This is a genomic window from Streptomyces scabichelini (assembly GCF_011045015.1).
Taxonomy (GTDB): Bacteria; Actinomycetota; Actinomycetes; order Streptomycetales; family Streptomycetaceae; genus Streptomyces; species Streptomyces scabichelini.
Genome location: NZ_JAAKZY010000035.1, coordinates 34,148 through 54,611, shown reverse-complemented (window position 1 = coordinate 54,611; position 20,464 = coordinate 34,148). Strand labels below are relative to the sequence as shown.

The following is a 20,464-nucleotide window of genomic DNA, read 5'->3' as shown; positions in this document are numbered from 1 at the left end:
GACGGCCGTCCTGGCGAAAGGGATCAGGCAGGGCTGGCGGCCGTCTCCTCTCCCACCCTCGGCTTGGCCCGAGCGGTGGGACCCCCGTCGGGGGCGGGGACGGCCGGCAGGGTGGGCGGAAGGCCGTCCAGGCGCGGCTGAGGCAGCGACACCGCACGCAGCGCCCGCGGACCCGCGACCACCGCGTAGTCCGGACCCAGGAACGCCGGAACCAGCTCGCCCGGGTCCTCGCCCAGCGCCAACCGCACCGCCGCCCAAGGGGCGTTGAGGCCGCACAGGGAGAGCTGGTGCAGTCCGCCGGCCGGGCGCGTATTGACGTCCATGAGCACCGGCTCGTCCTCGTACATGCGGAACTGGATGTTGGTGAGGTAGTGCAGACCGAAGGCCTGGGCGATGAGCCGCGACGGCTCGATCCACGACGCGTGCAGGGTGAAACCGCGCCGGCGCCCGTTCTTGGTCCGGCCCACCGCCATCCGCACCCGGCCGTCCGGACCGGTGAGACAGTCGACGGACACCTCGGGCTCTTCGAGGCGCGGCATCACCAGCCAGTCGACGGGTCCCTCGGCGTGCCGCAGCGCGTCGACGACGAGGTTCAGCGGCACATACGGGCTGGGGAATCCGTTGAGGTGCATGAGCGAGAAGGGGGCGCGCGTGATGATCCGGAAGCCGACTCCGCCCGCACCCGACGCCGGCTTGAAGCACGCCTTGTGGCCGTCCGCCTCCAACGCGTCGACCGCCGCGAGCAGTTCGTCCTCGGTCCGCACCCGCCACCACGGCGGCACCGGGACTCCGAGCGCCTGGACCGACTCGTACGCGATGACCTTGTCCTGGAAGGTCGTCACGGCCTCGGCGGGCGGCGCGAGCAGGGCCGTACCGGCCGCGGCGAACTCCTCGCGGTGCGCGGCGACCGCCGCCTGGTGCAGCACCGGCACGAAAACGTCGATCGAGTGCCGGGCGCACTGATCGAGCGCGTACTCGACGTACGCGGCCGGGGACAGCCCCCTCGGCTCCAGCTCCGCGGTGTCGGCGGCGGCCAGGATGGGAGAGTCGGGGTCTCCGTGCGTCGCATGGATCTCGACGGGACGGCCGCTGGGATTCTCCCGCAGCTGATCCATGAAGAACACGTTCTCCGCGTACGTGCGGTTGAGCCAGACGCGTACGCGAGAGACCATTCAGGCCGTCCTTTCATGGTTCGCGGGCACGGCGAAGCAGGCCGAGCCCGGCCAAGGAGTTTGGAGGTACACAAAACCGCCGTTCGGAAACGGTGAGCGGGCGGTTGTGTTGGGCCGATCATAGGGCTTCCGTGGCGACTGTGCTGCTACGTCCGTGTTACGGATTCTCCTTTTCGTACGGCTGCTGAAGCCGCTTGTACGGTGTCGGGCGGATGTGTTCTTGTGTTCCCATCCGGGGCGCGTCAGGGACGTCCCGGTTCGCGGAAGGGGCGAGGGTGACGTCGACGGCGAGCCGTGCGGGGCGGCTGCTGGCCATCAGCGATCTGCACATCGGATACGCCGAGAACCGCGCCCTCGTCGAGAAGATGCGCCCCGAGTCCGACGACGACTGGCTCCTGGTGGCCGGCGATGTCGCGGAGACCGTGGCCGACATCCGCTGGGCCCTCGAAACGCTCAGCGGCCGCTTCCGCAAGGTGATCTGGGCACCCGGCAACCACGAACTGTGGACCCACCCCAGCGACACCGTCACCCTGCGCGGCGTGGCCCGCTACGAACACCTCGTCGCCCTCTGCCGTGAGATCGGCGTGACGACCCCCGAGGACCCGTACCCGGTGTGGGAGGGCGCGGGCGGACCCGTCGCCGTCGCACCGCTCTTCCTCCTCTACGACTACTCGTATCTGCCCGAGGGCTGCACCACCAAGGACGAGGGCCTCACCTACGCCCACGGGACCGGCGTCGTCTGCACCGACGAGCATCTGCTGCACCCCGACCCGTACCCGAGCCGCGAAGACTGGTGCCGGGCCCGCGTCGCCGAGACCGAGCGCAGGCTCGCGGACATCCCCGGCGAACTGCCCACGGTCCTCGTCAACCACTACCCGCTGGACCGGCACCCGACGGAAGTCCTCTGGTACCCGGAGTTCGCGATGTGGTGCGGCACCCTGCGCACCGCGGACTGGCACCGCAGGTTCCGCGTCACCGCCATGGTGTACGGGCACCTGCACATTCCCCGCACCACCTGGCTCGACGGCGTCCGCTTCGAGGAGGTGTCGGTGGGTTACCCCCGCGAGTGGCGCAAGCGCCCGGGACCACCGGATACGCTGCGCCGCATTCTGCCGATGGAGGTCGGATCCAGTGATCGAGGAGTTGCTCCCGGACCCGGTCGTGGCCGTGGAGGCACACGGTGACGAGCAGCTCGAGGGCGCGACGCTGTATCCCGACGAACAGGCGCTGATCGCACGGGCCGTGGAGAAGCGGCGCCGCGAGTTCACCGTCGTACGCACCTGTGCCCGGCGTGCGATGGAAAAGCTCGGCGTCGCTCCGCAGGCCGTGCTGACCGGCCACCGCGGCGCCCCGCAGTGGCCGGCCGGCCTGATCGGCAGCATGACGCACTGCGAGGGCTACGGCGCCGCGGCGCTGGCCCGCGTCAGCGACCTGGCCTCGCTCGGCATCGACGCGGAGCCCCATCTGCCGCTCCCGGAGGGCGTGTTGTCCTCCGTGGCCCTGCCCGCCGAGGACGGCCGGCTGCGCGAGCTCTCCGCCGAGCATCCGACAGTCCACTGGGACCGGCTCCTGTTCAGCGCCAAGGAGTCGGTCTACAAGGCGTGGTTCCCCCTCACCGGGAAGTGGCTGGACTTCACGGAGGCGGACATAGAGGTCGGCATGGCCCCCGGGCACGCCACCTCGGGCTTCTTCCGTGCCCAACTCCTCGTGGCAGGCCCGGTGGTGGACGGTCGCCGCCTCGATCACTTCGACGGCCGCTGGACGGTGGACCGGGGTCTTGTGGCGACCGCGGTGACGGTGGCCTACGACCGTGGGTGATCCGGCCTCCGGTTGTCGTACGGCCGGGGCTGACCAGGCGCCCGGGCAGCGGCTGGGCGAGGCTCACGGCTCCGGGCACCAGGCGTGCAGCAGCCGGAAGAACGCCTCCTCGTTGCCCGCAAGTCCCGCCGCGGCCAGCGCCCGCTCGGCCTCCGCGAGGGCGGCGGGCGGTACGACGACGGGCCGGGGGCCCGTGCCGGGCGGGTCGTCCAGCGCGGCTCGTACCGTGTGCAACAGGCGCAGATAGGCCTGCACGGCGGTGCGTTCGTGGTCGGTCAGTACGGCGGTCGGCATGGGACGACTCTCCCGGTTCGGCTCGGCTCCTGTGTGCACGCGCCGTCGCACAGCGGTGGCGCTGAGTCCAGCTTGCCGTCCACCACTGACAATCCCGTTCGGGTGGATGCGGTCCGCGGCCGCGCACACCTGAACGGTGCACGGCCGCAGACCGCGTTGCTCGGTGCACCCTCCCCCGTGGGGGCACACACGAGCCTCACGCCCGCGACACGCTGATGCAGCCGTGACCGCGGCGCGAAGACCGGTCTTCACGTCGTGTCATGATCCTGCAACCCACCGAGACGGATGTCAACTGGAGTAGTCATCTGTGGCTATTGCGGTATCGTCTTCGTGGCCCACCACTCGACTTCAGGAGACGTGCCGGTGAGAGATCCGCTCAGTGCGCTCGCCGAGACCCTGAGCCACATCGACGCCCTCCTCGGGGAGGGACAAAGCCGTGAGGACGTACTCGACCTGGAACGGCTCTGGGCCGAGAGCGGCGTCCCCAAGGACGTCATCGAGACGCTCCTGGACGGCAGGGAACCTCCTGCGGAGGATGTCACCGACCGGATCATCCGCCGCTTCGAGCATCTGCGGGAGACGCGGCTTCGCGACGACGGGCACCGGCACTCGTACGGGGAGATCGCCGCATCCTTCGGGGCGTCCCGGGCCTCCCTGTCGAACCTCGTCAACGGCCGGAAGAAAACACACGTCGAGCAGGGGGCGGAAGGGGCGGAGCCGCGCGCGGTGCGTTCCGGTGGTCCGCTGGCGGCCACCCAGGCCGGGATCGAGGAGTTCTTCTTCGGCGCGCCCAACGGCTGGTTGTCCGCCGAGCCGGCGTCCGCCCTCGACGACGCCCTCCAGCCCGTCCTGGCCGAACTGCGCGAGGCCGCGGGGCAGGACCCGCTCGCCAGGCTGCGCAACGCGCACGGGCTGCGCCGGATCGCGCATCGTGCCGCGGAGCTGAGCGACGCGGAACAGGAACTGGTCGCCGACTGGATCGACACCATCCTGCGGCGCCGAGACCGCGACAGGAGCTGAGCGCTCCGCGGGAGGTGCGGTACGAAAGCTGCGGGTTCGTTGTGGCTTGTCGCGCCCACGCGGCGGAGCCGCAAATTTGATACAGCCCCGCGCCCCTAAGGAAGGCCTGCGGCCTCCTTAATGGGGCGCGGTACAGCACCGGACTTCGTCAAATCCGCCTAGCCCTGGCAGTGGGCTCGGAGGTCTGGAATATTTGCCGGGCGGAGTCCGGCATGTGAGGAGTAGTCAGGGAGATGCGTCGCCTTGTCACGCGGCTGGTCGGAGAATTCCAGGCCGAGAAGGAGATGCGTCAATTCATCGACCGTCTTGTCGGCGAACTGCGGGCCGGCGGGCGGGAGCTGAGCATTCCCACGGACCCTGATGAGCTGTTCGCCGCGCTGATCGAAGTCGTCAGTGAGATCCGGGGCCGTAACGTCGTGCTCCTCAAGGAGGAGTTCCCGCACCGGACCGCGACCGGTCTGTGGCTCGACCTGCCGGAAGAGGATCTCATCCTCGTCGACAAGCGTGCGACGCCGCTTCACCAGCTCGCGATCCTCTTCCACGAGATCTGGCACATGATCAAGGGCGACTGCGGTCACCATGTGGCCGGTGCCGCGGTAGCGGCCCGGATGCTGGACAAGCGGGCCGATCTGCGACATCTCCAGTCGACTGTCGTGCGGGTGGCTGCCCGGTCCGTGTTCGACGAACAGGTCGAGCAGGACGCCGAGACCTTCGCGTTGAAGGCGGTGACCCACTTCCGGGTCTGGCTGGAGGGGAAGCCGGACAACACGGACCGCACCCAGATCGCGGGACGGATCGGCGCATCACTGGGCAGCCGCCGACCACAGGCGTGAGCATGGACGCCTCCGCCTACTACTACATACCCGCGTTCGTACTCTGGGCCGCTCTGGGACTGAAGCTGCCCGGCCTGCTGAAATCGTGGCGCGACCCACTGGTGCGATCGGTCTGCTGGGTGATCCTGTTCGGAGGCGCCGGCTTGTTCTTCGCCGCTCCGCGCACTGTCACCGCGATCAACGAAGCAACCGGCATCGCGAACTTCTCCGGCCCGCTGGTGTACGCCATGGTGAGTTCCTACAGCGCCAGTTGCCTGCTGCTGATCATCCACTGGCGTGGCGGGTCCGACGCATACGTACGCTCCCTCACGCGGCGCTGGAAGGCCGGCTACGCCGTCGTGATCGCCCTGCTGATCACCCTGTTCGCCATAGGTGACGCGCCCACCGAGCGGCCCACCGATTTCGACACCTACTACGCCACGACCCCGTGGATCGGGCAGATGATCCTGCTGTACCTGCTCGGCCACATGACGGCCGCCGTCGCCACCACCGTCCTGTGCCGGCGCTGGGCGCGGGAGGTCCACGGATGGCTTCGGGCCGGACTGCGGCTGCTGGTCCTCGGCTGGCTGCTCAACCTGTCCTTCAGTGGCCTCAAGCTCACCGCGGTGATCGCGCGGTGGACGGGCCGGGACTGGGACGTGCTGAGCACGATTCTGGCGCCCCGCCTCGTCGGCCTGGCGGCGGCCGCCGCCACCGCAGGCTTCGCGGTGCCGTTACTCGGCCCTTGGCTGGCCGCCGTCTGGCGTGCCGTGACGATGTGGAGGCGGCTCGGCCCTCTGTGGCGAGAACTCGACAGCATCCACCCCGGCAGTCCGCTCGCCGCGTCGATCCCCTGGTACTCGTCGTCGTTCGTCCGCCTCACCCGACGCGAGGCCGGAATCGAGGACGGGCTGCGGCTGATCCGCCCCTACCTCGACGACCAGATCCGCTCACGCGCGCAGACAGCGGCCCGAGCCGGGGGCCACGGCGCCGAGAGTGCCGCCTGCGTCGGCCACGCGGCGATGATCGCCGCAGCTGTGCACGCCTGCCGGCGTGGCGGGCCGGCCGCACCGGCGGCCCTCCTGGAAAGCACCGAGAACGCAGGAAACTCCGTGATCCCTGTGACGCGAGCGTCGCTCATCGGTGTCGCGCGTGCCCTGCGCACATCCCCGATCGTCGCGGCAGCCCGGGCCGCCGCTGCGGCCACCGCAGCGGCAGACGAGGAAAGAACCCCCATATGAGCCCCTCATCCCCTCACCAGGCCCCTCTGTCCCCTCACCAGTCCCCTCACCACGACGGGCCGATGCGACGGTGAGCAGCGGAACAGTCTTCTACGTCCCCGGCTTCCTCCTCCTGCTCGCCGCCGTGCTGAAGCTCTCGGCCGGAAGGACGCTGTGGCGTGACCCTCTCGTCGCGTCGACCGGCGTGATCCTGCTGATCGGCTCGCTCGTGTGCCTCCTGTCCGCCCCGCCCACCATCCGGTTCGTCAACGACGTCACCGGCGTCGCCAACTTCAGCGCCCCCCTGGTGTACGCGGGCTTGACGGCACTGAGCGCGGGCTACCTGGTCCTGATGATCAACTGGGAGGGCGGACCGCCCGAGCGGCAACGGCGTGCCTCCCTGCTCGTGATGGGCTTCTACGGGCTGGTCATCGCCGGCATCTGGGTCCTGTTCGCCCTGGCCGACGTCCCCGTGGAACGAACCCGGGACCTGGACACGTACTACGCCAACACGCCCTACATGCGCGAAATGATCCTGCTGTACCTGGTCGCGCACACGGCTGCCACCGTCGCCCTCATGGTCATGAGCGTGCGCTGGCTGCGGGAGGTGCGCGGCGTGATCCGCACCGGGCTGACGCTGATCGTCGTCGGCCTGGTTTTCGACGGGTGCTACCAGATCGTGAAGTACGCGGCCATGGCGGCCCGTTGGCAGGGGATCAACTGGGACGTCCTGTCCACCGACGTCTCGCCTCCGCTGGTCATGCTGGCCGGCACCACCTGTGCCTGCGGCTTCGCCCTTCCCCGGGTCGGACCCCCGTTGGTGGACAACGCCCGCGCCTGGCGGCGCTACCGGCTTCTGAAGCCCCTGTCGGCGGAACTGCGGACGCTGCGCGCCCCGGCCACGGGCGTCATCCGCTGGTGGGATCCTCCCGTGCGGCGTCTGGCACGACAGGAGATCTCCATCTGGGACGGCGTCCTCGCCTGCTCGCCCCACCTCGACGACCAGGTGCGGGCGACGGCCTACGACGCTGCCGTGGCCGCGGGCTCCGATCCCGTACGGGCGCAGGCGGAGGCCGAAGCGGCGATGCTCGCGGCGGCCCGCGTACAGGCGTCCCACCGACACGGCACAGGCATGCCGTCGACCATGGGAACGTTGCAGTCCATCTCGACACCCCATCAGATGGTGGGCCTCTCACAGGCGTTGTCGTCCTCGCCCGTCGTGGCGGAGGTCCGACGACAGGCCGCCCTGCAAGCGGCCACCAGCCATGACTGACGTATCGGGAGCAACAGAAATCGGGGGCAATTGAAATCGGGAGCGACAGAAAGAGCGTCCGCCATGTCTGACAGAACGGCCTCTCGTCCTACCGCGGTGGTTGTCGGAGGGGGTATGACGGGCATGCTCGCCGCCGCCGTACTCGCCGACCACGCCGACGTCACCATCGTCGAACGCGACCTGCTGCCGGACGGCCCCCAGCCACGCAAGGGGCTGCCGCAGGCCCGTCACGCCCATCTGTTCTGGTCCGGCGGCGTCAAGGCCCTCGAGGAGATTCTGCCCGGCATCACCGGCCGGCTCGTCGACCGTGGCGCCCGCAGAGCCCGCGTCATGACCGACCTGGTGTCCAGGGCTCCGTCGGGCCACTGGTTCCGGCGGTTCACCCAGGCCCGGCACACCATCCTCCTGGGCAGCCGTGATCTCCTCGATGCCGTGATCCGCGCCGACGTGCTGGAGGACCGGCGGATCACGCTGCTTCAGCGGACCGAACTCCTTGGCCTGGAAGGTGACGCGGACCGCGTGACGGGGGTGCGGACACGCTCGGCGGACTCGGAGCGGACCCTGCCCGCCGACCTGGTCATCGATGCGAGCGGGCGCGCCAGCCGTACCCCCTTCTGGCTCCAGGACCTGGGACTGCCGCCCGTCCGCGAGCGCACGGTCGACCCCGGGATCGGCTACGCCAGCCGGATCTACCGCCCACCGAGCGGTGCTGTCGACTTTCCGATCGTCAACGTCCAGGCCGAGCCCTTCCGAAACCCCGGCAGGGGCGGCGTCATCCTCCCGATAGAGGGCGGCCGGTGGCTGGTGACGCTGGCGGGAACCCGCGGCGGGCAGCCCAGCAACAGCAACGACGAGTTCGTGCCCTTCGCCCGGAAGCTGTCCCACCCCGTCATCGGCGAACTCCTCACCCACGCCGAACCCGAAACCGACGTCGTCACCACGCGCAGCACCGCCAACAAGCGCCGCTACTACGAGAAGGCCACCCGCTGGCCCGAGGGCTTCGCCGTCCTCGGCGACGCCATCGCCGGCTACAACCCCGTCTACGGGCACGGACTGAGCGCCGCGGCCCAGAGTGTCCTCGCACTGCGCGGTGTCCTGCTCCAGCAGGAGCTCACCGCACCCGGCACGGCACGGCGCATCCAGAAGACCGCGGCACGGCCCGTCGACAACGCCTGGAACCTGGCCGTCGGCCAGGACGTGTTCCGCCCGGGAGCCAGCGACCAGCCTCCCACCCGGCTGGAGAAGACCCTCGCCGCCTTCGTCGACAAAGCCGTCGACGCCGGCTCCCGCAATCCCCATGCCCTGCGGATACTGCTGGACGTGATGAGCATGGAAAGGCCCCCGGCACGGCTGCTCATGCCCGACATGCTCGCCCTGGTCTATCTGGGCCGGAAGAAGCCGCTGTTGAGCGGGCCTCCGCTGACCGAGAAGGAACGGGCGGCCGCGACGACGGGGGACTGACGCAGGGCGAGGGACATCCGCACGAGGTCGCGGGGCCCCTCGGTGGACGTGGGCGGCGCCGCGGTCGCGGACGCCGAGCTGATGACCCTGCCCTCCGGGTCGGCGGCCCTGGCCCGTATCGCCGCCGTCACCATCGCCGCGTCGGCCTCCGCCTGCGCCTGGACGGGATCGGAACCGGCGGCCACGGCCGCGTCGTAGGCGTGCGCACGGACCTCGGCGTCGAAATAGGGGTACAGGCTGAGCATGCCGTCGTGGATGTCGGACTCCCGCTGGGTCACCTGGAGTTCGGCGGGCGACCACCACGAGATGCGTGCGGCTCGGTCCTCGTGCGGCGAGAGCGGCCTCAACTCGCGCCACAGCGGCCCGAGCCGGCGGTAGGTGGACCAGGTGTTCCAGCTGTCCCCGATGCGCTGGCAGAGCAGCGGAAGACAGAAGCCGACCGCGCTGATCTGCAGCCCGGCGGAGGCCAGCGCGGGCGCCGCGTAGGTGCTCAGATCGTCCAGGTTCCCGCCGTTCCACCGGGCGATCACGGCGATGAACTTCGTCACGGCGTAGGGGATGTTGAACGAGAAGCCCAACGCGATGATCAGCAGCCCGGCCCGCAGCCAGCCGCGTACCTGAAGCGCCCAGCGCCAGCACATGACGTCCATCGCGACGCCCGCGACGGTGAATGCCACGAGATACAGCACGATCATCTCGCGGACGAACGGCGTGTTGGCGTAGTACGTGTCGAGGTCCCGCAGCCGTTCGACGGGCGCGTCCCCCAGTGCGAAGAACACGATCAGTGCCACGATCACCACGCCGTACCCGGCGACCCACCGGCGGGAGGCACGCCGGGTCGCCTCCGGAGGACCACCGCGCCAGTTGATGAGCAGCACCAGACAGGCGGCGCTGAAGGCGCTCAGCAGGCAGTAGACGAGCGGCGCGGAGAAGTTCGCGATGCCGGTGAGGCGGTTGACCTCGGTGATCGTCGGCGGTGCGGCGAAGAAGAACGCGAGGCCCGACAGGACGAGCAGCGTGCACACGGACCGCAGCAGCGGATCGCGCCAGGAACGCAGCAGCGCGGGCGCCTTGAAGGCGAACGCGACCGCCATCGCGACGGCGGGTATGTAGTAGCCGGAGTCGTCCATGGTCCCGGGCTTCAGCCCCGCGGTCCGCGATAGCCGAGGGACGCCTCGATCCGGCCCGCGACCCCGTCCCGCCGCGCGGGGCCGCGCATGGCCGAACCCGCCAGCCACACACGGCACTTGCTCGCCAGCAGCAGACCGAAGCTCTCCGCATCCTGCTCGTCCGCGAGGTCGAACCGGGTCCGCGCGGCCACCTTCATGACGGTCGCCTGGAGATCGGCGTCGTCCGACAGTAAGCGGGCGGCGACGGCGGCACCCTCGACATGGTGGGCACAGTGCCCCGCCTTCATGTGCCACAGCTCATGGCCGAGGATCACCAACTGGTGGTCGGGCGCGGTCCGTTCCTCGATGACCACCAGGTCCTGGTCGGCCATGTCGAGCCAGAGCCCGCTGGCGGTGCCCGGCGGGAACGCGGCCGTGCGGAACTGCACCGGGCGGCCGCGGCGTCTGCTCATGGCGTCGCACAGCGCGGCATAGAGGTCGGCGGGCTCCGCCGGTGCCGTGAGCGAGAGCTCGCCCACCAACTCGCCGCACAGGCGGCGCATGTCCTTTCCGATGCCCACTGTTCTCCCCCGGGTCACGACTCGGGCCGTTTGACGCTCTCCAAGAGCATGTCCAGCCATTCCGCGACCTTGTCCCGGTGCTGGTCCGTCGGCAGCTGCGCGGCGCGCCAGGCGATTCCCCGGACACCGTGGTCCTGGAGCAGCTGCTCGAACGGGTCGGTGGCGGCCGCGGCTCTCTCGCGGTCGGCGAGCTGCTGGAGCAGCTCCTGCTCACGGCGCTGGAGGGCACCGGCCAACGCCTCGGGGTCCTCGGCCGTGAGGAACCCGGCGTGCACTCTGAAGAAGCGCTGGATGGCGTCGCAGTGCTCCATGGTGGGGCGGCGGTCCCCGTTGATGAGGGCTCCCGCCTGCTGACGCGACATGCCCGCGCCGTCGGCGATCTCCTGCTGGGTGTACCGGCGGCCGTTCGGCTTCAGCCGCGTACGGCGCAGCAGGTCGAGGCGTTGCAGAAAACGGGTCTGCAGATCCGGCTCACCGGCGGGCCGGCCGCTCAGCAGCGACTTGACCACGACCTCCGGCACACCGGACGCGACAGACAGCCGCCGGACGTCGAACACCTCGCTGTGCGGCACACCGAGCCGGTCGGCGAGGGCGGTGACGCGAGCCACGACGGCCGGCAGCAGACCCGTCGCCGTGGCGCCCGGAACCTCGAAGCCATCCGTCACCGACAGATCTCCCACGCTCTCTCGACCGTCCGTGAACTGCGAAGTCCACGGTGAACTGCCCGGAGATTAGCCCCTGCTTCGAACTCACATCCAGCTCTCGCCACAACTGTGGCGTGATTCGATCGTCAACGAGCGGCAAATGCCACGATAGTTGACACGCCTCCGCCGGGGATAGCAGGATCGCGACGCCGCGTGTAAGGCCGCATAGGCAAGAGGGGTGACCTCCCGATGGAGTACCAGGCAGGAGGGCAGCGGTCGCGGCCGCGACCCGTCCCCGAGAGTCTCCGGGCTCAGGCGTATTTGCAGGATTACGCCGCACTCCTGGAGGCCGTCCCTTTCCCGTCCGTCGTCTTCGACCACCGCTGGGACGTCGTCCTCACCAACGACGCGTTCGAGACACTTTTCCGCGGCGTCGGCCCGCATCCCACGGCCATGCCGGGGGACAACTTCCTCCGGTTCGTCCTGTTCCATCCGGACGCCGGCACGGTCCTCGCCGAGCACGAGTCGAGCTGGTGCCTGCCGATGCTGGCGCACTTCGCCGCCGCGGTGGAGCGGCACGGCCAGGACGGGGTGCTGCGGTCCATCCTCCGGGACATCGCCCAGGACCCGATCATGGACGCCGCGTACCGGCACGGGCTGCCGCACTGGATCCGCTCGGTGGGCCCCGACGCCCTCGAACACGACGGCGCGGTACGGCCGTTGTGGCACCCGGACCCACGGTGGGGCCGCACGGACTGCCGGATCGTCGGCGAGACTCCCAAGACCCTTCAGGACATGGGCTATACGCGGATGACGCTGGTCCTGCGGGACGCTCGCCGCTCGGCCGGCCCGGTACGAACTGCTGCGCGCGTGCGGCGGGCGACGAGTCACCTCAGCGTGGTGCCTGCCGCCGAGGCGTGAGCGCTCCGCTGGGTGAGGTGGTTTCAACGCTGCGGGTACGTTGTGGCTGGTCGCGCAGTTCCCCGCGCCCCTAAAGGGGCGCTGGTCGCGCCCGCGCGGCGGAGCCGCATATGGATACTGCCCCGCGCCCCTAAAGGGGCGCTTGTCCCGCGCCCTTACGGGGCGCCGTAGCGTCCGGCACCCTGCCGCGTTTCGCCGTCTGGATCTGTTCGTACACGTGCGTTCTCAGCTCGGCGAAGCGTGGGGCCACCCGGGTGTGCAGCTGGTCGCGTTCGGTGGGCAGGTCGACCTTGAGCTGCTCCTGGACGACGGTCGGGGACGCGGAGAGGATCAGTACCCGCTCGCCCAGATAGACCGCCTCGTCGATGTCGTGCGTCACGAAGAGGATCGTGATGCCCCGCTGCCGCCACAGCCCGCGCACCAGGTCCTCCAGATCGGCGCGCGTCTGGGCGTCGACCGCCGCGAACGGCTCGTCCATCAGCAGCACATCGGGCTCGTACGCGAGCGCGCGGGCGATCGCCACCCGTTGCTGCATGCCGCCCGACAGCTGCCACGGGTAGGCGCCCGCGGCGTCGGAGAGGCCGACCGACTCCAGGGCGTCGGCGACGAGCTCGCGCCGCCTGGAACTGGTCAACTTCTTCTGCTTGAGGGGGAGTTCGACGTTGTCGCGCACCCGCATCCAGGGGAAGAGACTGCGCCCGTACTCCTGGAAGACGAAGGCCATCCCGGGCGGCGGCCCGCTCACCGTACGCCCGTCAAGGAGGACTTCGCCCGATGTGGGGTTGAGCAGTCCGCCCATGCACTTCAGCAGCGTCGTCTTGCCGCAGCCCGACGGCCCGACGAGACAGACGAGTTCGCCCGCGTCGACGGTGAAGGTGAGGTCGCGTACCGCCTCGACGCGGCGGCCGGAACCCTCGTAGACCTTCTTGAGGCCTCGTACGTCGAGCATGGACCGCCCCTTTTCAAGCTTCTTCTCGAGCTTCACGACGACCGCCGGGAGGAGGCGCGCAGACCGTGGTACCAGCCGAGCACCCGCCGCTCGACCAGCTGGAAGACGACCGACAGCAGGAACCCGAGCAGACCGAGGACCAGGATGCCGGTCCACATGTCGGGGATCGCGAAATTGCGCTGGAACTGGACGATGGTGAATCCGAGACCGTTGCTGGCCGCGAACATCTCGCTGATCACCATCAGGATGATGCCGATCGACAGGGCCTGCCGCAGCCCCGCGAAGATCTGCGGGCTCGCCGACCGCAGGACCACGTGCCGCAGCCGTGCGGCGCCCGTGATGCCGTACGAGCGGGCCGTCTCCGACATCACCGAGTCCACCGCCCGAACGCCCTCGACCGTGTTGAGCAGGATCGGCCACACGCAGCCGCTCGCGATCACGGCGATCTTCATCGTGTCGCCGATGCCCGCGAACAGCACGATGACCGGCACGAGGACGGGCGGCGGCACCGCGCGCAGGAACTCCAGGACCGGTTCGCACACGGCCCGTACACGGCGGTACGAGCCGATGACCGTGCCAAGGGCGACACCCACGAGAGCCGCAGAGACGTAACCGGCCAGCAGCCGCAGCACACTGGGCAGGACGTCGGCGCGCAACCGCTCACCCGTCCACACGTCGGGGAACGTGGTGAGGATCGTGCGCAGCGGCGGCCAGTACACGTCCGTGCTGCCGTCGGAGGTGAACCACCAGGCGATCACCAGGAGCACGGGGAGCGCGAGGACGAAGCACACCCGCAGGGCCAGGCGCTTCACACCGCCACCTCCCCGCGCACCGACTGGTGCCAGGCCAGCGCCCGGCGCTCCACCGTGCGCGCGCCCAGGTTGATCAGCAGCCCGAGCACCCCGGTGACCACCACCAGGGCGTACATCTCCGGCACGGCCTGCGAGGTCTGGGCGACGGCGATGCGCCGGCCCAACCCCGGGGCGCCGATGACGAGTTCGGCGGTCACCGCCAGGATCAGCGCCACTGCCGCGGCCAGCCGGACGCCCGTCATGACGTACGGCAGGGCCGAGGGCCACAGGACGTGACGGACCCGCGCCCAGGTGCCGAGTCCGTAACTGCGGGCCGTCTCCTCGGCGACCGGGTCGACGTCCTGGACGCCGTACAGCGTCTGGATCAGCACCTGCCAGAACGAGGCGTACACCACCAGCAGGAGCACCGACTGGAGTTCCGTGCCGTAGAGCAGCACCGCGAGCGGGATCAGTGCGACCGACGGGATCGGGCGCAGGAACTCGATCGTGGAGGCGGTCGCCTCGCGCAGGTACGGCGTGACCGCGATCAGCACACCCGCGAGAATTCCCGCGGTCACCGCGATCGCGAGACCCAGCGCCCAGCCGGTGAGCGTGTCCCCCAGCGCGGTCCAGAACGCCTGGTCGCCGAGCTCGGTGACGAGCGCGTCGGCGATGCGGCTGAGCGGCGGGAAGTAGTCCTCGGAGACGATGCCGAACCGCGGGACCGCCTCGCACAGGGCGAGGAATCCCGCGAATCCGGCCGTGCCCAGCAGGGCGTTCTCGGCCTTCACGGCAGCAGCGCGTCCAGGTCGGGGGACTCCTTCAACTGGCCGTCGTCCTTGGCAAGTTCGGCCAGCCGCTCGATGGAGGCGCGGTTCGGCTCGGCCGGCCAGTGAGGGAGGGTCAGCTTCTCCAGCAGGGTCGGGGGGATCTTCGTGTACGTGGCGACGATCTCGCGGACCTCGTCCGGGTGGCTGTCGGCGTACTTGAGGGACTCGGCGGTCGCCTCCTGGAACTTCTTCACCAGCTCCGGGTTCTGCTTGGCGTACTGCTGGGAGGTGAAGTACATGGCCACGGTGAGGTTCGGATCCACGTCGTAGAAGCTCGACGCGATGGACGTGCCGCCTGCGGCCTTGACGGTGGAGAGCGCGGGCTCCGGTGTGCAGGCGGCGTCGACCTGGTCGTTCTCGAGCGCGGCGGCCATCTGGTCGAAGGGCATCTCGACGAACTTGAGCGTGGAGGCGTCGCCGCCGTCCTTGCGGACCGACTCCTTGATCGAGGTGTCACAGATGTTGTTCAGCGAGTTGACCGCGACCTTCTTGCCCTCCAACTGCTTGGGGGACTTGATCGGGCTGCCCTTCTTCACCGTGGTGCCCATGAAGTCGGCACCTTCCTCGGCGGTGGAGGCGACACCGTTCGCCACGACCTTGACGGGCACCTTCTTGGACTGGGCGACCAGCAGGGACGTCGTGTTGCTGAAACCGAACTGGAACTGGTTGTTGAGGACACCGGGCACGATCGCGGCCCCGCCCTGTGCGGGCGTCAGTTCCAGCTTGAGACCGCGCTTGGAGTAGAAGCCCTTCTTCTGGCCCAGATAGACGGGGGCGACGTCCAGGATGGGAATGATCCCGACCTTGACGGTGGTGGTGCCGTCGGACGCGGTGTCCCCGGCCGGTTCGGTGGAGCTGGACGAGCCACAGGCCGACGCGGTGACGAACACCGCTGAGACCGTCAGGCCGATGAGCAGACGACGCATGACTCCCCCTAATGGGACAGTGCCTGAAGGCGGGCTGTGCGCAGAGCGCACAGTAGTGCTCAGCGGGAACGTAGAACGCCGCCATGAAGATGGTCAATGCCCATGACGCGCACGTCGTTGACAGTTGTCGAAGTGTGCTCCTAGCGTGCGCAGAACGCACCCTCGTGCGTACTGAGCGCACGCCCGTGCGTCCTCGTGGAGGCGACAATGTCCGCTGAAGCCCGCGCAGCGCACTTCGTGCAGTCCTTCGAGCGTGGCCTCGCGGTCATCCGCGCCTTCGACGCCGACCATCCCGAACTGACCCTGAGCGACGTGGCCCGCTCCTGCGAACTGACCCGCGCCGCCGCCCGCCGTTTCCTGCTCACCCTCGTCGACCTGGGATACGTACACACGGACGGGCGGATGTTCCGGCTCACCCCGCGCGTCCTGGAACTCGGCTACTCGTACCTGTCCAGTTTCACCCTGCCCGAGATCGCCGAACCCCATCTCGAGCAACTCGTCGCGCAGATACGGGAGTCGTCGTCCCTGTGCGTTCTCGACGGCGACGACATCGTGTACGTGGCGCGCGTACCCACGCGCCGCATCATGACCGCGACGATCACCGTCGGCACCCGCTTCCCGGCGCATGCGACCTCCGTGGGCCGGGTGATCCTCGCGCATCTGCCGGACGAGGAGATCGACGCCCGGCTCGCCCGCGCCGACCTGCGGCCCCTGACCGCCCGGACGATCGCCTCGGCAGCGGCGCTGCGCGCCGAACTGCGCCGCGTACGCCGTCAGGGGTACGCGATCGTCGACCAGGAACTGGAGGAGGGGCTGCGCTCGGTCGCCGTCCCGGTGCGCGACCGGGACGGCGAGGTCGTGGCGGCCGTCAACATCCCCGTGCACGCCGCCCGCAACTCCGTCGAGTCCGTACGCCGTGACCTGCTGCCCCATCTGCTGGCCACGGTCGCCCGGATCGAGGCCGACCTGCGGGTCACGGGTCTCACAGGTCCAGCACGAGGCGCTTCCCGCGACACCGGGACACACAGATGAGCATGGTCTCCCCGGCCTCCCGTTCCTCATCGGTGAGGATGGAGTCCCGGTGGTCGGGGGTGCCTTCGAGGACATCGGTCTCGCACGTTCCGCAGGTGCCCTCGGTGCAGGAGAAGAGGACCTCGACGCCGGCGGCCCGTACGGTGTCGAGCACGGAGGCGTCCGGGGGAACGGTCACCGTGCGCCCCGACCGCTCCAGTACGACCTCGAACTCGGTGTTCTCACCCACCTCTTGGGCCTTGGGCTCGAAGCGCTCGACGTGCAGGGCCCCCTTCGGCCACCCCGCGCACCGCACCTCGACCGCGTCGAGCAGTGGGCCGGGTCCACAGCAGTAGACGAGCGTGTCCCCGGCCGGGTCGGCGAGAGCCGTGTCCAGGTCGAGCAGTCCCGTCTCGTCCTGCGGCGCGATCCGCACCTTGTCCCCGTACCGCTCCAACTCCCCGGTGAACGCCATGGAGTCGCGGGTGCGCCCGCCGTACAGCAGCGTCCACTCCGCGCCCGCCGCCTCGGCCGCCGCCAGCATCGGCAGGATCGGGGTGATGCCGATCCCGCCCGCGACGAAGCGGTAGCGAGGGGCGGCCTCCAGGGCGAAGTGGTTGCGCGGACCGCGCACCCTGACCTTGTCCCCCTGCCTCAACTCCCCGTGGACGTAGGCGGATCCGCCGCGCCCGTCGGGTTCCCGGAGGACGGCGATCCGCCACACGTGCCGGTCCGCCGGATCGCCGCACAGCGAGTACTGCCGTTCCAGGTCCGGGCCGAGCAGGACGTCGATGTGCGCGCCCGGCTCCCAGGCGGGGAGTTCCTCGCCCAGCGGATGGCGGAGGGCGAGGGCGAGCACGCCGTCGGCCGCCACGTCCCGGCGGCCGACGACGAGTTCGGCTTCGTACGAGGTCATGAGCTGGTTCCTTGCGGCTCGTGTCCTTGTGGGTGGGCGAGCATCCACTCCCACATCTCGACGGGGTCCTGCGCGGTGTGCTCGCGGCCGCAGTGACAGGTGCCGTGCAGGATGTCGGTGCCCGGCAGCCAGTCGATGCGGTAGATCTCGCCGGTGGGACTGCTCACTGAACCTTCTCCATGGGCTTCTCACCCTGCTCGACCAGGCGGGCGAGGATACGGCGGGCGGCCAGGCCTCCGGTGTCGATGTTGATGCTCAGCTCCTGGTACCCCGTACGCTCCGAGCCCAACGTCTTCTGCAGCAGGTTCAGCGCGTCGACGTCCTGCATCACGACCGTGTGGTTGTTGCCCCGCAGGAACTCGGTGACCTCGTCGTCTTCCGTCGCCCAGTCGCGCGAGACGGCCCAGAAGTCGTACACCTTGCCGTCGGCGGACGGCGTGATGGCGTACGTGATCTCGGTGTGGAAGCCGTTCGGGTCGCTGCCGTCGGCCTCGGGCAGCACGCCCACCGGGGCGATCCTGCTGTGCAGCAGGTACAGGCACGGCGCGTGGTACTCGATGTCCTGCCAGCGGGTGATACGGCCCTCTATGCCGGTCGACTTCGCGTAGAACGGCGGGCACGCGGCGTCGTCCATGTGGCGGCTCACGCGCACGATGCCCGCGCCCTCGTCGACCTCGGTGGTGATGGGCGTCTCGGCGACCTCCGGGGTGCCGATGTACCCGCCGTGCAGATAGGTCTCGTGGGAGAGGTCGAGGAGGTTGTCGACAAGGAGGCCGTAGTCGGCGTCGATCGGCTCCATGCCGCGGACGGTGGTCCAGCCGGGGGAGTCGAGGTGCTTCGCCCGCGGGATGGTCTCCGGGTCGGCCAGGGCCGGGTCGCCGATCCACACCCAGATCAGGGAGTCCTGCTCGACGACGGGGTACGAGGTGACGCGCGCGGTGCGCGGTACGCGCTTCTGCCCGGGCACGTACACACAGGCGCCGGTGGTGTCGTACGTGAAGCCGTGGTAGCCGCACACGATCCGGTCGCCGTCGAGGCGCGTCGGGGCCTCGGACAGCGGGTACCGGCGGTGCACGCACCGGTCGTGCAGGACGACGGGAGTCCCGTCCTCCTCGGTCCGGTAGAAGACGAGCGGCTCGCCGAGAATCGTCCGGCCGAGCAACTCACGCCCCACCTCGTGGGAGTAGGCGGCGACGTACCACTGGTTCCTGGCGAACGTGGTCATGTGCGGCATGGCTGCGGCTCCCGTCGTTGGGTGATGACGACATCTTCCGGAAGGGCGTCACTGCGCCGCAATACCTCTTCCGCCTCACGGAAGCAGATCGGTAAAAGGCCTGTTCAGGGTATGTAGTCCCTCGTGGGGTTGAGTCGGGATGGGCTCGGGCCAACACGCGGCACTGTGTCTGCATCGCTGGGCTGCGTGTCCGCTTCAGGGTTGTTGACTTACGAGATTGATCCTAATTGGGGCTCTTGTGGTGATTAAGTTTCCGCAATTCGTTGGTACACCGGCAGAAGTTGCGTCATCGCTGATCAGGCGTGCGCGTCGCCGTGAAATGAGGCCGTGGGGTCGAATCCGGGTCGAATTCGCCGCTCTTTGGGCCCTGTGGCACATAAGTGCAGGCCAAGGGGGTGGCGGACCTATGTATAGCGACTGTTTGAACCTGCCGGGCCAGGAGCAGCCCGGCTTGGGCTCGGGCCGTGTCCGATTGTGATGGAGTGTCAGGTGGGTCGCGACGCAGGCGAGAAGCCCCGTTCATCGCGGATTTGGGTGCCGTTTCAAGAGCGTGGGTCGGTCAAGCTGCCGTTCTCGGCGGGAGTCCAGTCGAGCGGGGCTCGGGTGACGCGTCGGCCCACCTCGTGGGCGCCGATGTCGACGCTGGTGAGGGAGAGGCGGCGGGTCTTGGCGAGGAAGCAGTTGTCGAAGCTCGCCAGCGACAGGTCCGCAGGGACGGGGGAGCGACATGACCTCCTCCATCCCGTTGGAAACGACCATCAACGGCCCCGTCCAGCAGGTGTTCGATATCGTCACCCAGGTCCGATTCTGGCCCAAGTGGCATGTGCTGACCAGGTCCGTCACCGGGACCATCGACCGTCCGTTCCTCCCTGGCGACGAGTTCACCGAGTTCATCCGGACCGCGGACGGCACGGTGGAACTCGCCTGGAGGGTGGCGGAGCACGAGCGTGGCAAGCGAGTCACGATCGAGCTCGTGGACCTGCCCGGCTCCATCTCGTACACCTTCGCGGAGGTCCCCGAAGGCACCCTCTTCCGCCGAGTCTTCAACAACACGGACGAGGCGCCGAGCGGGGTGGTGACCGCAGACACGGAGACCGCTTCCGTGGCGAACCTGAAGGCCCTCGTGGAGGGCATCCTGGCTCAGGACGTGTCGGTCCCGCGGCTGCCGCCAGCTGCTGCAATTCCGGGCTGCTCAGGGGAACTTCGGCGCTGGCCATGAGGCCGGCCATCGTGCGTACCAGCACGGAAAGGTGCCCGAAGGTCTCTGCCAGGATGCGTTCCTGGGCCGTGGGGGCGAGGTGGGTCTGCTCCTGCACCGCCGCGCAGAAGGCGGCACCGTCACCTGCGTAGAGAGTGCGGGTGAGCGCCGCGGAGTTGAGGACGTACAGCGGCAAACCAGCTGTGAGCGCCAAGACCCGCTGTGCGGTGGGGTAGTCCAGGGTGCAGTCTTCGGCAGCGAAGACGGCGGCCACGGTGTCGGTG

23 protein-coding genes are annotated in these 20,464 nt (G+C 69.4%); 10 read left to right on the top strand and 13 right to left on the bottom strand.

Features of this window, described 5'->3' with window-relative positions:
- Positions 1-23: 23 nt before the first annotated feature.
- The gene (locus G5C60_RS13990; RefSeq protein ID WP_165258688.1) at positions 24-1,172 is read right to left on the bottom strand and encodes an ATP-grasp domain-containing protein; all 1,149 of its coding nucleotides are present in this window, start codon (positions 1,170-1,172) and stop codon (positions 24-26) included.
- Positions 1,173-1,447: 275 nt separating this feature from the next.
- On the opposite strand from G5C60_RS13990, the gene G5C60_RS13985 reads away from it, so the two are divergent.
- Positions 1,448-2,356, top strand: coding sequence for a metallophosphoesterase (locus G5C60_RS13985; RefSeq protein WP_165258686.1), 909 nt, complete (start codon positions 1,448-1,450; stop codon positions 2,354-2,356).
- Complete coding sequence (locus tag G5C60_RS13980) at positions 2,304-2,990, top strand: 4'-phosphopantetheinyl transferase superfamily protein (RefSeq protein ID WP_165258684.1); 687 nt, start codon at positions 2,304-2,306, stop codon at positions 2,988-2,990. The genes G5C60_RS13985 and G5C60_RS13980 overlap by 53 nt, the downstream gene beginning before the upstream one ends.
- Positions 2,991-3,053: 63 nt before the next feature.
- Here the strand turns inward: G5C60_RS13980 and G5C60_RS13975 are convergent, their stop codons facing one another.
- Positions 3,054-3,284, bottom strand: coding sequence for a hypothetical protein (locus G5C60_RS13975; RefSeq protein WP_165258674.1), 231 nt, complete (start codon positions 3,282-3,284; stop codon positions 3,054-3,056).
- Positions 3,285-3,647: 363 nt separating this feature from the next.
- Between G5C60_RS13975 and G5C60_RS13970 the strand changes: the two genes are divergently transcribed.
- The 5 genes from G5C60_RS13970 to G5C60_RS13950 all read left to right on the top strand — a co-directional run bounded on the left by G5C60_RS13970 (position 3,648) and on the right by G5C60_RS13950 (position 9,070).
- A complete protein-coding gene (locus tag G5C60_RS13970; protein WP_165258672.1) occupies positions 3,648-4,304 on the top strand; it encodes a hypothetical protein in 657 nt (218 codons plus the stop codon).
- A gap of 233 nt (positions 4,305-4,537) precedes the next feature.
- Positions 4,538-5,137 (top strand): toxin-antitoxin system, toxin component, encoded by a 600-nt coding sequence (locus G5C60_RS13965; protein ID WP_241266776.1) that lies wholly within the window; start codon positions 4,538-4,540, stop codon positions 5,135-5,137.
- Positions 5,138-5,139: 2 nt separating this feature from the next.
- Positions 5,140-6,357: an MAB_1171c family putative transporter gene (locus G5C60_RS13960; RefSeq protein WP_206439493.1), complete on the top strand. Its 1,218-nt coding sequence runs from the start codon at positions 5,140-5,142 to the stop codon at positions 6,355-6,357.
- 70 nt (positions 6,358-6,427) lie between these two features.
- Positions 6,428-7,609: a DUF6545 domain-containing protein gene (locus G5C60_RS13955; protein ID WP_165258670.1), complete on the top strand. Its 1,182-nt coding sequence runs from the start codon at positions 6,428-6,430 to the stop codon at positions 7,607-7,609.
- A gap of 63 nt (positions 7,610-7,672) precedes the next feature.
- The gene (locus G5C60_RS13950; RefSeq protein ID WP_165258668.1) at positions 7,673-9,070 is read left to right on the top strand and encodes an FAD-dependent oxidoreductase; all 1,398 of its coding nucleotides are present in this window, start codon (positions 7,673-7,675) and stop codon (positions 9,068-9,070) included.
- On the opposite strand, the gene G5C60_RS13945 is transcribed toward G5C60_RS13950, so the two are convergent.
- Genes G5C60_RS13945 through G5C60_RS13935 form a run of 3 tightly spaced genes read right to left on the bottom strand, consistent with a single transcriptional unit; the run spans position 8,989 to position 11,425 of the window.
- A complete protein-coding gene (locus G5C60_RS13945) occupies positions 8,989-10,200 on the bottom strand; it encodes an MAB_1171c family putative transporter (protein ID WP_165258666.1) in 1,212 nt (403 codons plus the stop codon). The genes G5C60_RS13950 and G5C60_RS13945 overlap by 82 nt on opposite strands.
- 11 nt (positions 10,201-10,211) lie before the next feature.
- Positions 10,212-10,742, bottom strand: a complete 531-nt coding sequence (locus G5C60_RS13940) for a toxin-antitoxin system, toxin component (protein ID WP_165258722.1) — start codon at positions 10,740-10,742, stop codon at positions 10,212-10,214.
- Positions 10,743-10,774: 32 nt separating this feature from the next.
- Entirely contained in the window at positions 10,775-11,425 is a 651-nt protein-coding gene (locus tag G5C60_RS13935; RefSeq protein WP_165258664.1) for a helix-turn-helix domain-containing protein, read from the bottom strand.
- Between the two features lie 228 nt (positions 11,426-11,653).
- Between G5C60_RS13935 and G5C60_RS13930 the strand changes: the two genes are divergently transcribed.
- Positions 11,654-12,325, top strand: a complete 672-nt coding sequence (locus G5C60_RS13930; protein WP_165258662.1) for an MmyB family transcriptional regulator — start codon at positions 11,654-11,656, stop codon at positions 12,323-12,325.
- Between the two features lie 130 nt (positions 12,326-12,455).
- On the opposite strand, the gene G5C60_RS13925 is transcribed toward G5C60_RS13930, so the two are convergent.
- The 4 genes from G5C60_RS13925 to G5C60_RS13910 are packed head-to-tail and all read right to left on the bottom strand — an operon-like array spanning position 12,456 to position 15,821.
- Positions 12,456-13,274: an ABC transporter ATP-binding protein gene (locus G5C60_RS13925; RefSeq protein WP_165258660.1), complete on the bottom strand. Its 819-nt coding sequence runs from the start codon at positions 13,272-13,274 to the stop codon at positions 12,456-12,458.
- 32 nt (positions 13,275-13,306) lie between these two features.
- Positions 13,307-14,086 (bottom strand): ABC transporter permease subunit, encoded by a 780-nt coding sequence (locus tag G5C60_RS13920; protein ID WP_165258658.1) that lies wholly within the window; start codon positions 14,084-14,086, stop codon positions 13,307-13,309.
- Complete coding sequence (locus tag G5C60_RS13915) at positions 14,083-14,856, bottom strand: ABC transporter permease subunit (RefSeq protein WP_165258656.1); 774 nt, start codon at positions 14,854-14,856, stop codon at positions 14,083-14,085. The genes G5C60_RS13920 and G5C60_RS13915 overlap by 4 nt, the downstream gene beginning before the upstream one ends.
- Complete coding sequence (locus G5C60_RS13910) at positions 14,853-15,821, bottom strand: ABC transporter substrate-binding protein (protein ID WP_165258654.1); 969 nt, start codon at positions 15,819-15,821, stop codon at positions 14,853-14,855. The genes G5C60_RS13915 and G5C60_RS13910 overlap by 4 nt, the downstream gene beginning before the upstream one ends.
- 207 nt (positions 15,822-16,028) lie before the next feature.
- Here G5C60_RS13910 and G5C60_RS13905 point away from each other — a divergent pair, with 207 nt between their 5' ends.
- Entirely contained in the window at positions 16,029-16,853 is an 825-nt protein-coding gene (locus G5C60_RS13905) for an IclR family transcriptional regulator domain-containing protein (RefSeq protein ID WP_165258652.1), read from the top strand.
- On the opposite strand, the gene G5C60_RS13900 is transcribed toward G5C60_RS13905, so the two are convergent.
- From G5C60_RS13900 to G5C60_RS13885, 4 genes are all read right to left on the bottom strand, one after another.
- Complete coding sequence (locus G5C60_RS13900) at positions 16,804-17,748, bottom strand: PDR/VanB family oxidoreductase (RefSeq protein WP_165258650.1); 945 nt, start codon at positions 17,746-17,748, stop codon at positions 16,804-16,806. The two genes, G5C60_RS13905 and G5C60_RS13900, sit on opposite strands and share 50 nt — an antisense overlap.
- A complete protein-coding gene (locus tag G5C60_RS13895; RefSeq protein ID WP_165258647.1) occupies positions 17,745-17,915 on the bottom strand; it encodes a hypothetical protein in 171 nt (56 codons plus the stop codon). The genes G5C60_RS13900 and G5C60_RS13895 overlap by 4 nt, the downstream gene beginning before the upstream one ends.
- Entirely contained in the window at positions 17,912-18,982 is a 1,071-nt protein-coding gene (locus G5C60_RS13890) for an aromatic ring-hydroxylating oxygenase subunit alpha (protein ID WP_206439492.1), read from the bottom strand. Before G5C60_RS13890 ends, G5C60_RS13895 begins: the two co-directional genes overlap by 4 nt.
- A 542-nt stretch (positions 18,983-19,524) precedes the next feature.
- On the bottom strand, positions 19,525-19,680 hold the full coding sequence (locus G5C60_RS13885; RefSeq protein WP_241266782.1) for a hypothetical protein: 156 nt from the start codon (positions 19,678-19,680) through the stop codon (positions 19,525-19,527).
- 29 nt (positions 19,681-19,709) lie between these two features.
- On the opposite strand from G5C60_RS13885, the gene G5C60_RS13880 reads away from it, so the two are divergent.
- The gene (locus tag G5C60_RS13880) at positions 19,710-20,201 is read left to right on the top strand and encodes an SRPBCC family protein (RefSeq protein ID WP_165258645.1); all 492 of its coding nucleotides are present in this window, start codon (positions 19,710-19,712) and stop codon (positions 20,199-20,201) included.
- Positions 20,202-20,464 lie beyond the last annotated feature (263 nt).

Coding starts and splice junctions, on each gene's coding strand:
- G5C60_RS13990 (WP_165258688.1), bottom strand. CDS start 1,172: ATGGTCTCTCGCGTACGCGTCTGGCTCAACCGCACGTACGCGGAGAAC.
- G5C60_RS13975 (WP_165258674.1), bottom strand. CDS start 3,284: ATGCCGACCGCCGTACTGACCGACCACGAACGCACCGCCGTGCAGGCC.
- G5C60_RS13965 (WP_241266776.1), top strand. CDS start 4,538: ATGCGTCGCCTTGTCACGCGGCTGGTCGGAGAATTCCAGGCCGAGAAG.
- G5C60_RS13960 (WP_206439493.1), top strand. CDS start 5,140: ATGGACGCCTCCGCCTACTACTACATACCCGCGTTCGTACTCTGGGCC.
- G5C60_RS13950 (WP_165258668.1), top strand. CDS start 7,673: ATGTCTGACAGAACGGCCTCTCGTCCTACCGCGGTGGTTGTCGGAGGG.
- G5C60_RS13945 (WP_165258666.1), bottom strand. CDS start 10,200: ATGGACGACTCCGGCTACTACATACCCGCCGTCGCGATGGCGGTCGCG.
- G5C60_RS13940 (WP_165258722.1), bottom strand. CDS start 10,742: ATGCGCCGCCTGTGCGGCGAGTTGGTGGGCGAGCTCTCGCTCACGGCA.
- G5C60_RS13930 (WP_165258662.1), top strand. CDS start 11,654: ATGGAGTACCAGGCAGGAGGGCAGCGGTCGCGGCCGCGACCCGTCCCC.
- G5C60_RS13925 (WP_165258660.1), bottom strand. CDS start 13,274: ATGCTCGACGTACGAGGCCTCAAGAAGGTCTACGAGGGTTCCGGCCGC.
- G5C60_RS13910 (WP_165258654.1), bottom strand. CDS start 15,821: ATGCGTCGTCTGCTCATCGGCCTGACGGTCTCAGCGGTGTTCGTCACC.
- G5C60_RS13905 (WP_165258652.1), top strand. CDS start 16,029: ATGTCCGCTGAAGCCCGCGCAGCGCACTTCGTGCAGTCCTTCGAGCGT.
- G5C60_RS13900 (WP_165258650.1), bottom strand. CDS start 17,748: ATGACCTCGTACGAAGCCGAACTCGTCGTCGGCCGCCGGGACGTGGCG.
- G5C60_RS13890 (WP_206439492.1), bottom strand. CDS start 18,982: ATGCCGCACATGACCACGTTCGCCAGGAACCAGTGGTACGTCGCCGCC.
- G5C60_RS13880 (WP_165258645.1), top strand. CDS start 19,710: ATGACCTCCTCCATCCCGTTGGAAACGACCATCAACGGCCCCGTCCAG.